14 protein-coding genes and 1 pseudogene are annotated in these 13,412 nt (G+C 64.8%); 13 read left to right on the forward strand and 2 right to left on the reverse strand.

The genetic code is table 11. The annotated features are described in order from the left end of the window. The first annotated feature begins 111 nt into the window (after window positions 1–111). The 5 genes and pseudogenes from QMG28_RS08830 to ispG all read left to right on the forward strand — a co-directional run bounded on the left by QMG28_RS08830 (window position 112) and on the right by ispG (window position 4,654). Complete coding sequence (locus QMG28_RS08830; protein ID WP_281841863.1) at window positions 112–465, forward strand: hypothetical protein; 354 nt, start codon at window positions 112–114, stop codon at window positions 463–465. Window positions 466–629: 164 nt separating this feature from the next. Further along, entirely contained in the window at window positions 630–1,859 is a 1,230-nt protein-coding gene (gene hemA, locus QMG28_RS08835; RefSeq protein WP_281841864.1) for a 5-aminolevulinate synthase, read from the forward strand. A gap of 222 nt (window positions 1,860–2,081) precedes the next feature. Next, window positions 2,082–2,198: pseudogene (locus QMG28_RS21035) on the forward strand (helix-turn-helix domain-containing protein); the annotation flags it as partial. 48 nt (window positions 2,199–2,246) lie between these two features. Further along, window positions 2,247–3,203, forward strand: coding sequence for a DUF4115 domain-containing protein (locus tag QMG28_RS08840; RefSeq protein ID WP_434784437.1), 957 nt, complete (start codon window positions 2,247–2,249; stop codon window positions 3,201–3,203). 332 nt (window positions 3,204–3,535) lie between these two features. Further along, window positions 3,536–4,654: a flavodoxin-dependent (E)-4-hydroxy-3-methylbut-2-enyl-diphosphate synthase gene (ispG, locus tag QMG28_RS08845; RefSeq protein WP_281841866.1), complete on the forward strand. Its 1,119-nt coding sequence runs from the start codon at window positions 3,536–3,538 to the stop codon at window positions 4,652–4,654. Window positions 4,655–4,718: 64 nt separating this feature from the next. Here ispG and QMG28_RS08850 read toward each other — a convergent pair whose 3' ends face one another. Beyond that, the gene (locus tag QMG28_RS08850; RefSeq protein WP_281841867.1) at window positions 4,719–5,474 is read right to left on the reverse strand and encodes a DsbA family protein; all 756 of its coding nucleotides are present in this window, start codon (window positions 5,472–5,474) and stop codon (window positions 4,719–4,721) included. Window positions 5,475–5,614: 140 nt separating this feature from the next. Between QMG28_RS08850 and QMG28_RS08855 the strand changes: the two genes are divergently transcribed. After that, entirely contained in the window at window positions 5,615–6,757 is a 1,143-nt protein-coding gene (locus tag QMG28_RS08855) for a pyridoxal phosphate-dependent aminotransferase (RefSeq protein ID WP_281841868.1), read from the forward strand. 47 nt (window positions 6,758–6,804) lie between these two features. Beyond that, complete coding sequence (locus QMG28_RS08860) at window positions 6,805–8,028, forward strand: N-acetylmuramoyl-L-alanine amidase (RefSeq protein ID WP_281841869.1); 1,224 nt, start codon at window positions 6,805–6,807, stop codon at window positions 8,026–8,028. A gap of 666 nt (window positions 8,029–8,694) precedes the next feature. On the opposite strand, the gene QMG28_RS08865 is transcribed toward QMG28_RS08860, so the two are convergent. Continuing rightward, a complete protein-coding gene (locus QMG28_RS08865; protein ID WP_281841870.1) occupies window positions 8,695–9,108 on the reverse strand; it encodes an RrF2 family transcriptional regulator in 414 nt (137 codons plus the stop codon). 68 nt (window positions 9,109–9,176) lie between these two features. Here QMG28_RS08865 and QMG28_RS08870 point away from each other — a divergent pair, with 68 nt between their 5' ends. The 6 genes from QMG28_RS08870 to ubiV are packed head-to-tail and all read left to right on the forward strand — an operon-like array spanning window position 9,177 to window position 13,279. Continuing rightward, on the forward strand, window positions 9,177–9,692 hold the full coding sequence (locus QMG28_RS08870) for a hypothetical protein (protein WP_281841871.1): 516 nt from the start codon (window positions 9,177–9,179) through the stop codon (window positions 9,690–9,692). 9 nt (window positions 9,693–9,701) lie between these two features. Then, the gene (locus tag QMG28_RS08875; RefSeq protein WP_281841872.1) at window positions 9,702–10,235 is read left to right on the forward strand and encodes a DUF2478 domain-containing protein; all 534 of its coding nucleotides are present in this window, start codon (window positions 9,702–9,704) and stop codon (window positions 10,233–10,235) included. Next, entirely contained in the window at window positions 10,236–10,841 is a 606-nt protein-coding gene (locus QMG28_RS08880; protein WP_281841873.1) for a hypothetical protein, read from the forward strand. 41 nt (window positions 10,842–10,882) lie between these two features. Continuing rightward, window positions 10,883–11,344: a ubiquinone anaerobic biosynthesis accessory factor UbiT gene (ubiT, locus tag QMG28_RS08885; RefSeq protein ID WP_281841874.1), complete on the forward strand. Its 462-nt coding sequence runs from the start codon at window positions 10,883–10,885 to the stop codon at window positions 11,342–11,344. A 19-nt stretch (window positions 11,345–11,363) separates the two neighbouring features. Continuing rightward, window positions 11,364–12,362, forward strand: coding sequence for a ubiquinone anaerobic biosynthesis protein UbiU (ubiU, locus tag QMG28_RS08890; RefSeq protein ID WP_281841875.1), 999 nt, complete (start codon window positions 11,364–11,366; stop codon window positions 12,360–12,362). A gap of 5 nt (window positions 12,363–12,367) precedes the next feature. After that, on the forward strand, window positions 12,368–13,279 hold the full coding sequence (gene ubiV / locus QMG28_RS08895; protein WP_281841876.1) for a ubiquinone anaerobic biosynthesis protein UbiV: 912 nt from the start codon (window positions 12,368–12,370) through the stop codon (window positions 13,277–13,279). Window positions 13,280–13,412 lie beyond the last annotated feature (133 nt).

The following is a 13,412-nucleotide window of genomic DNA, read 5'->3' on the forward strand; positions in this document are numbered from 1 at the left end:
GTCTCCTGTCAGTCGGCGGAAACCGTATCATGCCGCCCGGCACTGTCCAGACGGGCTGGCATCCGGGCGCGGCGCTTCCTATGTTCCGCTCAACGAACGGAGGTTTCCCGCATGAAAAAACTGGTATCCGCCCTTGGCCTGTCCTTCGCCGCCGTCCCGCTATTTGCCGGGGCGCTGGCCTTCGAGCCGGTGGCGCCGGAGGGGCTCGACGCCACCGCCGAGCAGATGGTCGAGGCGCTTCAGGCCGGGATGCCGGCACAGATGGCGGCCTTCGAGGCGCAGGGCTTCGGCTCCTACGGCGCCATCGCGGTGCCGAAAGGGGTGGAGCTGAAGCCGGAATTGCTGGCCTCGGTCGCCAATCACGAAAGCGCCGAGGCGGCCCGGATCGCCGTGCTCGACGCCTGCAGCGAGCTGACCGGCGCGGAATGCACGGTGATCGGGCTGATCGTGCCGGCGGGCAATTAGGTCTGGCCAGACGCGGGACGTTACGTCACATTGGAATGGTTCCAGATATTGACACAGGTCAAGGCCGCCACTGCGGCATATCGTATCTAAACATCCCAATACGTTTACCGGAACGAAAGTTTTGTGTAACACCACGTAACCGATACCTGCGGGGAGGAACGCGCGTGAATTACGAAGCCAAGCTGGATGCGGCGCTTGGGCGACTGCATGAAGAGGGCCGTTACCGGGTCTTCATCGACATCGAGCGGGAAAACGGCAAATTTCCCCACGCGACCTGGTCGCGGCCCGATGGCAGCCAGCAGCCTGTGACGATCTGGTGCGGCAACGACTATCTCGGCATGGGCCAGCACCCGGCGGTGCTCAAGGCGATGCACGAGGCGATCGACGCCACTGGCGCAGGATCGGGCGGCACGCGCAATATTTCCGGCACGACGGTGTATCACAAGCGCCTGGAGGCCGAGCTTGCCGATCTGCACCGCAAGGAAGCGGCGCTGCTGTTCACCTCGGCCTACATCGCCAATGACGCCACGCTGTCGACCCTGCCCAAGCTGTTCCCCGGCCTGATCATCTATTCCGACGAGCTCAACCACGCCTCGATGATCGAGGGCGTGCGCCGCAATGGCGGGGCCAAGCGGATCTTCCGTCACAACGATGTGGAGCATCTGCGCGAGTTGCTCGCCGCCGACGATCCCGAAGCGCCGAAGCTGATCGCCTTCGAATCGGTCTATTCGATGGATGGCGATTTCGGCCCGATCGAGGCGATCTGCGATCTCGCCGACGAATTCGGCGCGCTCACCTATATCGACGAAGTGCATGCCGTCGGCATGTATGGCCCGCGCGGCGCCGGCGTGGCCGAGCGCGACGGGCTGATGGGCCGGATCGACATCATCAACGGCACGCTCGCCAAGGCCTATGGCGTGATGGGCGGCTACATCGCCTCGTCGGCCAAGATGGTCGACGCGATCCGCTCCTATGCGCCGGGCTTCATCTTCACCACCTCGCTGGCGCCGGCCATCGCTGCGGGTGCCGCCGCCTCGGTGGCCTGGCTGAAGACCGCCGAAGGCCAGAAGCTGCGCGACAAGCACCAGGAGCAGGCGAAGATTCTCAAGACCCGGCTCAAGGGCCTTGGTCTGCCGATCATCGACCACGGCTCGCATATCGTGCCGGTGATCGTGGGCGACCCGGTGCACACCAAGCAGCTTTCCGACATGCTGCTGGAACAGTTCGGAATCTACGTCCAGCCGATCAACTTCCCGACCGTGCCGCGCGGCACCGAACGGCTGCGCTTCACGCCGTCGCCGGTGCATGGGCCGAAGGAGATGGAGACGCTGGTGCGCTCGCTCGACGGGCTCTGGTCGCATTGTGCGCTGAATCGCGCCGAGCTCAGCGCCTGATCGCCTTCTGCGTGTTCAACATCCCTTGTGCTGTGGTATGAAAAAGCGCAAGAGGCCGGGGACATAAAGAATCGCCGGCGCACAATGGGGATGTGTGCGTTTGCCGCGCTGCTGCAACGAGGGATATCGACCATGATCCGGCGGTGGGTGACACCCAAGATCACCGAGCAGGACGACGCGCCTGGCGGGTTCGACTCCTACGATCTGCGGCTGGGCGACGTGATGCGCGGTGAGCGCGCCACGCTCGGCAAATCGCTGCTCGACGTGCAGCGCGAACTGAAGATCAAGGCCACCTATATTTCCGCCATCGAAAACGCCGACATGAAGGCGTTCGAGACGCCGAGTTTCATCGCCGGCTATGTTCGCTCCTATGCCCGCTATCTGGGGATGGACCCGGAATGGGCCTTCGAGGCGTTCTGCCGCGAATCCGATTTTCGCCCCACCCACGGCCTCGCGCCGCAAGTGAAGCCCAGGCCCGAGAAGCCGGTGCATACCGGCGATCCGCTCGCCAATCCCAATGCCAGTTTCGTGCCGCGCCCGACCTCTATCTTCGAGGGGATCGAGCCCGGCGCAGTTGGCTCCGTCGCCGTGCTGATCGCGCTGGTGGGGGTGCTGGGCTTTGGCGGCTGGTCGGTGCTGAAAGAGATCCAGAAGGTCGATTTCGCGCCCGTGGAGCAGGCTGTGGGCGTGATGGAAGACCTGCCGGGCCTTGGCGATACGCAGGCCCCCGCCGCGCTGGCGATGGCCGGGGATGACGGCGCCGCCACGATGACGCCGCCGAGCCCGGAAGCGCTCGACCGGCTCTATCGCCCCGATGCGCTGGACGTGCCGGTTCTGATCGCGCGCGACGGCCCGATTTCCACCCTCGACCCGTCCGAAGTGGGTGTGCTCGCCGCCCGCGACGCCGGCCTGCCGGGCGTCGTGCCGGTGCCGGGCGATACGGGTGAGGCCGAGATGGCTGAGGCGGCCCCGGTGGCGGCCTCCGGTGCGGTACGGGTCTTCGGCCCCGACGCGCCGGAAGTGGCGATCTTCGCCGTGCGCCCCTCCTGGGTGCGGGTGCAGGCCGCCGATGGTTCGGTGATCCTCGAAAAGATCCTCGATACCGGTGAGCAATACGTGCTGCCGAAGATGGAAAGCGCGCCGATCCTGCGCACCGGCAATGCCGGCTCGGTCTATTTCGCGGTGAACGGCACCGCTTATGGCCCGGCGGGCGAGGGCGCATCGGTGGTGAAGAACATCGCCCTGGCCCCCGACGCGCTTGCCGGCGCCTATGCCGTGGCCGATGTGGCCGCCGATCAGGCCCTGGCCGATTTCATCGCCGTGGCGGCCGCCGAACAGCAATAAACCGATCCGGCTTTGACAGATGCGGCGCCGGGATGGCGTTTGCAACGTTAACATCTGGTGAATTTCCTCGATCCTGCCAGTTGGAGACCTGGATTATTCGTTCCTTATCAATGGGATGACCTGTTTCCGGATCTCCACTTATCCGGATTCCCGGAGTCACGGCCAGCCGGAGGGGCGCACGCCGGCTCCCTCACATGGCCCTGCCGGACACCGCTCCGGCCCGGGCCGCCCGCGCCACTTCGCGCCGGGGCGCAACCGTCACAGCCTCTTGCCTTGTTCCCCCGCCGCCCGCGCGCTATCCCTTGCGCGACCAGTCTTGAGGCGAGAGTGAGATGAGCCACAACCCGATCCGTCCCTGGCGCGATATCGAGCGCCGCAAATCCCGCCAGATCATGGTGGGCAATGTGCCCGTTGGCGGCGGTGCGCCGATTGCGGTGCAGACGATGACCAATACCGACAGTTCCGATGTGAAGGCGACGCTGGCGCAGATCAACGCCGCCGCCGAGGTGGGGGCCGATATCGTCCGCGTGTCGACGCCCGATGTGGCCGCGACGAAGGCGCTGAAAGAGATCGTGGCCGAAAGCCCGGTACCGATCGTGGCCGACATTCATTTCCACTACAAACGCGCCATCGAGGCGGCCGAGGCGGGCGCGGCCTGCCTGCGGATCAACCCCGGCAATATCGGTTCGCCCGATCGGGTGCGCGAGGTGATCAAGGCTGCGAAAGACCATGGCTGTTCCATCCGCATTGGCGTGAACGCGGGCAGCCTTGAGAAGCATCTGCTTGAAAAATATGGTGAACCTTGCCCCGAAGCGATGGTGGAATCCGGCCTCGACCATATTCGTATTCTCGAAGACAACGACTTTCACGAATACAAGATCAGCGTGAAAGCCTCCGATGTGTTCCTCGCCGCCGCCGCCTATCACGGCATCGCCGAGGCCACCGATGCGCCGATTCACCTGGGCATCACCGAGGCGGGCGGCTTCGTTTCCGGCACGATCAAATCAGCCATCGGGCTGGGCAACCTGCTCTGGGCCGGGATCGGCGACACGATCCGTGTGAGCCTCTCGGCCGATCCGGTGGAAGAGATCAAGGTGGGCTACGAGATCCTGAAATCGCTGGGCCTGCGCCACCGTGGCGTTAACATCATTTCATGCCCGTCCTGCGCCCGGCAGGGGTTCGACGTGATCTCGACCGTGGCGGAACTCGAAACGCGGCTTGCCCATATCCACACCTCGATGAGCCTGTCGATCATCGGCTGCGTGGTGAACGGGCCGGGCGAGGCGCTGATGACCGATGTCGGCTTCACCGGCGGCGGCGCCGGGAGCGGCATGATCTACCTCGCCGGCAAGCAGGACCACAAGCAGTCCAATGCCGGCATGATCGACCATATCGTTGAGCTGGTCGAGAAGCGCGCCGCCGAGATCGAGGCGGCGCAGGCCGACGAGTAAGGCCGCCAGATACCAAAAAGGCCGCCCCTTGAGGCGGCCTTTTTCGTTTGTTTCCAGTGCTATGCTACTGGGCCGCGCGCAGCTCGGCGACGATCTGCACCATCCCGTCCAGCGGCACGTAGCCGCGCAGGAGCTGATCTCTCATCACGAAGGTGGGGGTGCCGGAGATCTGCAGCCGCCCGGCCAGCTCGTGGTTCATCCCGATGATGGCATCGACCTGCGGATCGCTCATGCCCGCGACGATCGCCTCGCCATCGAGGCCGAGGTCGCCGGCGAGGCCCGACAGGCTTGCCGTGGTCATCGTGCCGCGCATGGTCATCATCGCGTCATGCAGCCGGCCATAGGCGTCGTCGCCCGCGATCAGCTTGGCCGAGACGGCGAAGCGCGAGGCCAGCAGGCTCTCTTCGCCGAGGATCGGGAATTCCTTGTAGATGATGCGGATATTGCCGTCCTGCTCGATCAGCTGGGCCAGTTCGGGGAAGGCCTTGCGGCAATAGCCGCATTTGTAATCGACGAATTCGACGAAGGTCACATCGCCCTCGGGATTGCCGCCGATATAGGAATAGCCGTCATTGAAGATCGCGTCGTGATTGGTCGAGACCAGCGCCGCGTCATTCGCCACCTGTTCGGCGGCCTGACGGCGTTCCAGCACCGCCACGGCTTCCATGATGATCTCGGGGTTTTCCAGAAGGTAGGCGCGCACCTCCTCGCGGAAGGCGGCACGCTCGGCGTCGGTCATCGCCCCGACATCGAAGGCGAAGGCCGGGGCGGCGGCGAGCCCGGCGGCAAGCGCGAGGGCGGGAAGGAAACGGCGGGTCATGTGATCTCCGATCGGGTTTCGTGGCGGTTCATCGGGACTTAGCCGCCGGGAGCGCGCGCGGCAACCGCGTCGCACGGTCGCGGCTTGACCTTTCGCCCCCGAGGGGGCACCCCGGTTGCGGCAAGACTAGCGAGGACGAGATGCGGGCTTCAAGGCGTTCCGAGGTTGATCCCTTCATTGTGATGGATGTGATGGAAGCGGCGCGGGCCGCCGAAGAGGCGGGGCGGCATATTATTCACATGGAGGTGGGCCAGCCCGGCACCGCCGCGCCCGAGGCCGCGCGCCGGGCGCTGGCGGCGGCGATGGAGGCGGGCCCGCTCGGCTATACCGTGGCGCTCGGTCTGCCGGAGCTGCGCGCGCGCATCGCAAGGCTCTACGGCGAGTGGTATGGCGTCGATCTCGACCCGGCCCGGGTGGTCGTCACCCCCGGCTCGTCGGGGGCCTTCATCCTCGCCTTTACCGCGCTCTTCGATACCGGCGACAGGGTGGGGCTGGGCGATCCCGGTTACCCGTCCTACCGCCAGATCCTCTCGGCGCTCGGCTTCACCCCGGTGGGCATCCAGACCAGCGCCGACAACCGCTTTCAGCCGGTGCCCGCCGATCTGCCCGAGGGGCTGGCCGGGCTGATGCTGGCCAGCCCCGGCAACCCGTCGGGCACGATGCTGGGCAAGGCCGGGATGGCGGCGCTGGTGGAGGCAACGCAGGCGCGCGGGATCAGCCTGATTTCCGACGAGATTTACCATGGCCTGCATTACGGCGCGCGCGGCGTGAGCGCGCTGGAGCTGACCGATGAGGTCTATGTCATCAACTCCTTCTCCAAGTATTTCTCGATGACCGGCTGGCGCGTGGGCTGGATGGTGGTGCCCGAGGATCACATCCGCATCGTCGAGCGGATCGCGCAGAACATGTTCATCTGCCCGCCGCACGCGAGCCAGGTCGCGGCGCTGGCAGCGCTCGACTGCACGCCGGAACTGGAGGCCAACCGCGCCGTCTACGCGAAGAACCGCGCACTGATGCTGGAGGGGCTGCCGAAGGCCGGGTTCAGCAAGATCGCGCCGCCCGATGGCGCCTTCTACGTCTATGCCGATGTCTCCGACCTTACCGGCGACAGCCGCGCCTTTGCCGCCGAGATCCTTGAAAAAGCCGGGGTGGCGGTGACGCCGGGCCTCGATTTCGACCCGCTGCGCGGCCATGGTACATTGCGCTTTTCCTATGCGCGGGCGACGGCGGATATCGAGGAGGGCCTCGCGCGGCTCGCCGCCTTCATGGCAGCGCGGGGCTAGGCAAGGCCCGCGGCGCCGCTATAGTCGGCGCAAAAAAGGACGAGACCTTGAGGCGCATTCTCACCGTTTTCCTGCTCGGGCTGACCCTGCTCGCCGCGTTGCCCGCGGCGGCGCAACAAGAGCTGACCGGCCTTGCCCGGCTGACCGGCGCCGGCGCGGCTCTTGTGGAACGCAACGGGCGGCTGGAGCTTTCGCTGGAGATGAGCCAGAGCGTGCCCTGGCGGGTGTTTACCCTCGACGGGCCGCCGCGTGTGGTGCTCGATCTGTCGGAGCTGGACTGGACCGGCGCCGATCCCGATGCCCTTGCCGCCGGGCTGAGCCGGGTGGCGGCGCTGTCGGCGGGCACGTTTCGCCCCGGCTGGTCGCGGATGGTGATCGAACTCGGCGGGCCGATGCGGGTGGCCGAGGCGGGGATGACCACCGATGCCACAGGCGCCAGGCTCGATCTGCGCCTTGAAGACAGTGACGCCGAAAGCTTCGCCGCGGCGGCGGGTGCGCCCGAAAGTGCGCTGTTTCGGCTGACCGACGGCGCCGCACTTCCCGCCCGGCCACGCCAGCGCGGCGCGGGGCCGCTCACCGTGGTGATCGACCCCGGCCATGGCGGGATCGACCCGGGCGCCGAGCGCGACGGGGTGCGCGAATCGGATCTGATGCTCACCTTCGCGCGCGAGCTGAAAGAGGTGCTTCTGCGTGCGGGCAATATCGACGTGGTGCTGACCCGCGACGACGATATTTTCGTGCCGCTGGAAACCCGTGTGACGATCGCGCGGCGGGCCGGGGCGGATGTGTTCCTCTCGTTCCACGCCGATGCGCTGGCCGAGGGGCGGGCGCATGGCGCGACCGTCTATACGCTGGCCACGGATGCCTCCGACGAAGCCTCGGAAAAGCTCGCCGAACGGCATGACCGTGCCGACCTGCTGGCCGGGGTGGATTTGTCGGACACCGATGACGAGGTGGCGCTGGTTCTGATGGACCTCGCGCGCACCGAGACCGCGCCGCGCTCCAACGCGCTGGCCGATGCGCTGGTGGAAGGGATCTATTCGGCGACGCAATCGACCTACAAGACCCCGCGCCATCAGGCGGCCTTTTCGGTGCTGAAAGCGCCGGATATTCCCTCGGCGCTGGTGGAGCTTGGCTTTCTCTCCTCCGAGCGCGACCGCGAGAAGCTCACCGATCCCGACTGGCGGCGGCAGGCCGCGCTCGGCATCCGCGATGCGCTGCTTTACTGGTCGATCGAGGATGCGGCGCTGGCGGACCGGCTGCGCAGGTGAGGCTGCATTCGGGGCATTGATATCGTGTGGTGCTGCGCCATCTCTGGCTGGAAAAGCATCAAGTTTCAGTTCTGTATCGGGACGACGGAAACGCTGGGATTCTGGCGTCTGTTGAGACCGTCTTGAATTTATGAAAGGGCGCAGGAGGTGATCATGGCGCAAAGGGCTTTGCCGCGCTTGCCGGCTCGCAGGGCGATGCGGGTGAACTCATTGAGTTTGCGGAAGAGGTTCCCGATCTGGTGACGCGCGTGTAGAAGTCGCGGCCGATCTCCAGCGGGGCATTGTGGCTCGGCTGCTGCGAGACGCAGATCTCGGCGCCCCGCGCCCGCGCCTGTGGGCACCTCGGAACCGGTGGCACCAGTCTTAGGCGTTCGGACGATCAAATCGGGTGGAACAACTCTTCATGGTGCACGCGTCATGCGAGCGGTTGCCCTCTTCACCCCGTGGTTCGATATCGCAGCGGGCTTTCTATGTCGCGATAGGTGTGGGGCTATGGTTCGGACGAGCCCGGATTTTTCCCAAGGCGCGTGCCGTCTTCGCGGTAACCGTGCTGGTCGTTACCGCATTCGGCATTCGTAGCGTGTGCGGCGACGTATTCGCGATGCGCACCACGATGGGAATGAAGCCAGGCTGTGCCGTGCTCGCCCCGATAAGTCTGGCGGCCTTTCATGTTTCAAATGGGCGATAGACACAATCCGCCAGCGAACTGCGGTTGAGATCTGCAATGAACGCAGCCTCGGCGCCCGCGAGCCGGGCTTTCAGGCGGCAGTGCGGCGTCAGCGTGCAAGCAGCGCCGCCGGGCAGAAAGCACTCGACCAGCGCCTGATCCGCCTCAAGACACGCAACGACATCGCCCAACCGGATCTCTTCGGGTCGTCGCGCGAGCATCGCACCGCCTCCGCCGCCGCGACGAGTTTCCAGGTAGCCAACGGCCGACAGCGACGAAATCACTTTTGCCAGATGATTGCGTGACACTCGGAACTCCTCGGCCAATTCCGCGGTGGTGAATGGCTGGTCGGGGGTCCCTGCCATCCGCATAAGAACACGCAGTCCGAAATCGGTGAAAGACGTGAGGCGCAAAAGGCAACTCCCTGATTTGGTATTTACAATACGCATTACGCGGGTGTAATCCGTAAATCAAATGCCAAATGACTGAAAGAATCCCCGATCTGGGAAGCTTTGCCATGACAGCTGCCACTGCCGGAATCCACACAGAGACGGTTGTCCTGCTCGGTCATAGCCTGTCGCGCGACCACGAGACCCACCGTGCCGAACTGCCCGGCCCGATCGAGCGCGCCGGAACCGTCAGATCGGCGCAGGCGGAGGATCCGCAAGCCCCGGAAGGTGTGGCGGAAGGGTTGGCTGCCCCCGGTCGTGGGACGGGAGAATTCATGGCGATGGAAGAGATAATCCCGTCCCCTGCGATGCGCACGGGCGTGAGACCGGGCGCCGGGTATCGGATCGCCGTCATGCGGACCGGCGGTGGCGATCACGCCGGGCGCATGAAACAGACCCGGGACATGACCGGCACTCCGACGCCCCCCGATCACGCCTGCGGATCCCGGCGCTTGCGCTATGCCGGAACGAATGAGCTCCGCAATCATCCGGCCGCGCATGTTGCGCTGCAAAACGACGTGCTTTTCCCGCGTCTCGAACAGGGCTGAGGAAACGTGATGCGCCTGGCGACTGTTTCGGCGAAGGAGCGCGGAGAAACCGACCGGCTATTGGAGGCCGTGGTCGCACAGTTGCGTACCGAAGGTTACAGGGTTCTTGGCGCTCTCCGAGCGACCGGACAGGATGGTGCAAACACCCATTGCAACAGTGACCTGTGGTTGTTGCCGGATGGGCCGGTAGTGCGGATCACACAGGATCTGGGCACCGGATCGAGTGCCTGCCGGATGGATGCCGGTGCGCTTGAGGACGGTGTCGGGATTTCGGCCGCACGCCTGTCCGCGGAGGGGGCCGATCTGATCGTGCTGAACAAATTTGGCCTGAGTGAGGCCGAGGGTCGCGGGTTCCGCGCCCTGATCGCCGAGGCGCTTGGCCGTGGGGTGCCGGTTCTGACCGGGTTGACCGACACCCACCGCAGCGCCTTCGAGCGCTTTGCCGGCGGGATCGAAACGACGCTGCCGCCCGACGAAGCGGCAATCCTGGACTGGTGCCGAACGGCCGCCCGACCGCACCCCGCCATTTGCGAAGAGGTGTAAATGCTGGTTTCAGATACCAAAATGCCGACGCCGACCCTGATGACCTGCATCCGGGAGCGTTTCCTCCAAGCTCGTCGACCGGAACGCTCGAAGCGCCTCAGATCGGCCCTCCGGGTGGAAACCGGACACGCGGATCGCGTCGATGTGCCACGCGGCCTCACGCGGGCACTGCAAGCCATCACCATGCATCTCAAGGCTGGCACATTCCAGGACCAAGCGGCTGTCTTTCCGGCACTGGGCAATGGGAATTTCGGGCAGGCGCACGATATATTCGCCCGCTTGATATTCGCCAGCTTGCGCCATGACCGCGCGCACCACGAGACGGCGCTGAACCAGATCGCGGCCACAGCCCACGGATTCCGGCTGCCGCCAAATGCCGGCGGATCCTGGCGCAGGCGCTGTGCGTGGAGCGGCAAACTGGCGGAAGAACTCGACGAACACGGATATTTCGGGAGCGAGGTGCCGTTTCCACGTTTCGAAGCAGCCGTGCAATTCCCCCCGCCAGGAAGTGGTTCGGCGACGACCTATTCACTCCCTTTTGTCATATCGCTTAAGCCGCCCGATTCCGGATCTGCCATGCGTACAAATCGAAAGGCCCAGTCATGAGCGCAAGGCCCGATACACTCCCCCGCGCCTCAGGCCCGGGTATGTCCACCCTCGCTCGGCTGTCCTGCCTGATGGTGCAGCCCATCCTGACCCGCGTGGTCCGGCGTATCGCCAAACGGCATCCCTCACTCTTCGCGCGGCTCGGGCCACATCAGGGGACCGATTTCGTGATTGATGCGGTAGAACTACCCTTCGCCCTGCATCTGCGGCCGGATCCGCAAGCGCTGCTCTTCCGGGCTGTCCCGCGCGATGCAACGCCTGAGGCCGGCGCCACAATTCGGGGAAAATTCATGCTGCTTCTGGAGTTGGTCGATTCCGAAGAGGATGGTGACGCCGCATTCTTTTCCCGCGACCTGGAGGTAACAGGCGATACCGAAGCCGTGGTGCGGCTTCGCAATGCGCTCGACGATGTCGACGGGTCCATCGCCGAGGAAACCGCCGAGATGTTCGGCCCTCCCGGCCGCGCCATTTTGGCAAGACTGCGACGCGCCTATCCAACATGACAAAAGGACCTCCCGCCCCATGAGCCTAGCCGAATTGATCTGCCCGGCCGGAACGCCCGCCGCCCTTCGCACCGCTGTCGATGCCGGCGCCGATGCGGTTTATTGTGGCTTTCAGGATGCCACCAACGCACGCAACTTTCCCGGGCTGAACTTCACCCCCGACGAGCTGGCTGCTTCCGTCACTTATGCGCATGGCAAAGGCGCCAAGGTGTTGCTGGCGTTGAACACCTATCCGCCGGCGGGCAAGGTCGATCTGTGGCGGCAGGCCGCCGATACCGGCGCGCGCCTCGGGGTGGATGCCTTCATCGTTGCGGATATGGGTGTGGCCGACTACATCGCGCGTACCCATCCAGGAGTCCGCCTGCACCTGTCGGTGCAGGCCGCTGCGTCCAGCCCGGAGGCAATTCGGTATTATTGCCAAAATTTCGGTGTGAAGCGCGTCGTGCTGCCGCGCATCCTGACGATACCCGAGATCCGCGAAATCCGGAAAGAAATCCCCTGCGAGATCGAGACCTTCATTTTCGGCAATCATGGGTTGATGGTCGAGGGCCGATGCAGCCTGACCAACTACCTGACCGGGCAATCGACCAACATGGACGGGGTGTGCTCTCCGGCCTCCGACGTTGAATACAAACGCCACGAGGACGGCTCGATGTCGTCGCAACTCGCAGGTTTTACAATTGACTGCTTCGGGGCGGACGAAAAGGCAGGTTACCCGACAATCTGTAAGGGGCGCTACACGGCGCCGCACCGGCCCGAGGGCTATTATGCCTTCGAGGAGCCGGTCAGCCTGAACCTCTCCCGGCTGCTTCCCGACCTGATCGACGCCGGTGTGCATGCGTTCAAGATCGAAGGGCGCCAGCGGTCCAAGAGCTATGTCCGCGGCGTCGTTTCGGCCTTCCGGCAGGCTGTGGACGACATCCGCGCGGGCCGAGAGGCGAATATCGCCGACCTGGTTGCACTGACCGAAGGGCAGAAGCAGACCCAGGGCGCGTTCGAGACAAAGAAATGGCGGTGAGCGACATGACGAAACTGACCCTTGGCCCGATCGCCTATCACTGGTCCGCCGAGGCGCGGCGGGATTTCTATGCCCGTATCGCTGACGAAGCACCGATCGACGAGGTTTATCTGGGCGAGGTGATCTGCTCCAAGCGTGCGCCCTTCCACGAGGTCGATCTGCCCGCCACGATCGAACGACTGGAGCGCGGTGGAAAGAGGGTCATCCTTTCCACGCTGGCCGAGGTCATGTTGAAGCGTGAGCGCAAGGCGACGGCAGATCTGGCCGCCATGGATAGCCCCGAGATCGAGATCAACAACGCTGCGGGCCTGTTTGCACGAGGAAAACGCCCGCACCGCATCGGACCCTTCATGAATGCCTATAACGAGGCGACCATTGCCTGGATGGCTGGACAGGGCGCGACACATGTCTGCTTGCCCGCCGAAATGCCAGGCCCGGCGATCGCCACCGCCGCGGCGACGGCGCGCGACCTTGGGTTGGGGGTAGAGGTCCAGGTTTTCGGGCGTGCTTCGCTCGCGGTGTCAGCACGATGCTACCACGCTCGCGCCCATGGCCGGACCAAGGACAACTGCCAGTTCGTCTGCGAGGAAGATGCCGATGGCATGCCATTGCGCACCACTGACGACCACCCGATCCTTCGCGTGAATGGCATTCAGACCCAGTCGGAAAGCTACATTGACCTGCTTCCCGAAGCTGGACAAATGGTCGCAGTCGGCATCACCCATTTGCGGCTGATGCCTCAAGCGGTGGATATGGTGGCCGTGGCTACGACGTTCCGGGAGCTTCTGAACGGCGGGCGTAACGTGGCCGAGGCCGAGGCAACACTGCGCCAAACCTGCGACGGGATTTCGTTTTCCAACGGGTTCTATCACAGCCAGGCGGGATATCGGCGTATTGCCGCAGCCGCGGCAGGCTGATCGGAGCAAGACCGGTGACGGGAAGCTTTGCGCTGTCGTATTTCGGCGATGCGTCCTGCAGGCACTTGGTTGTGGCGGCAGTCGGGGCTCTTGCAGCCATCGCATGGCGGCCGCCGACCCTTCCATTGTTCTG

The organism is Sinisalibacter aestuarii, assembly GCF_027923545.1.
Lineage (GTDB): Bacteria > Pseudomonadota > Alphaproteobacteria > Rhodobacterales > Rhodobacteraceae > Sinisalibacter > Sinisalibacter aestuarii.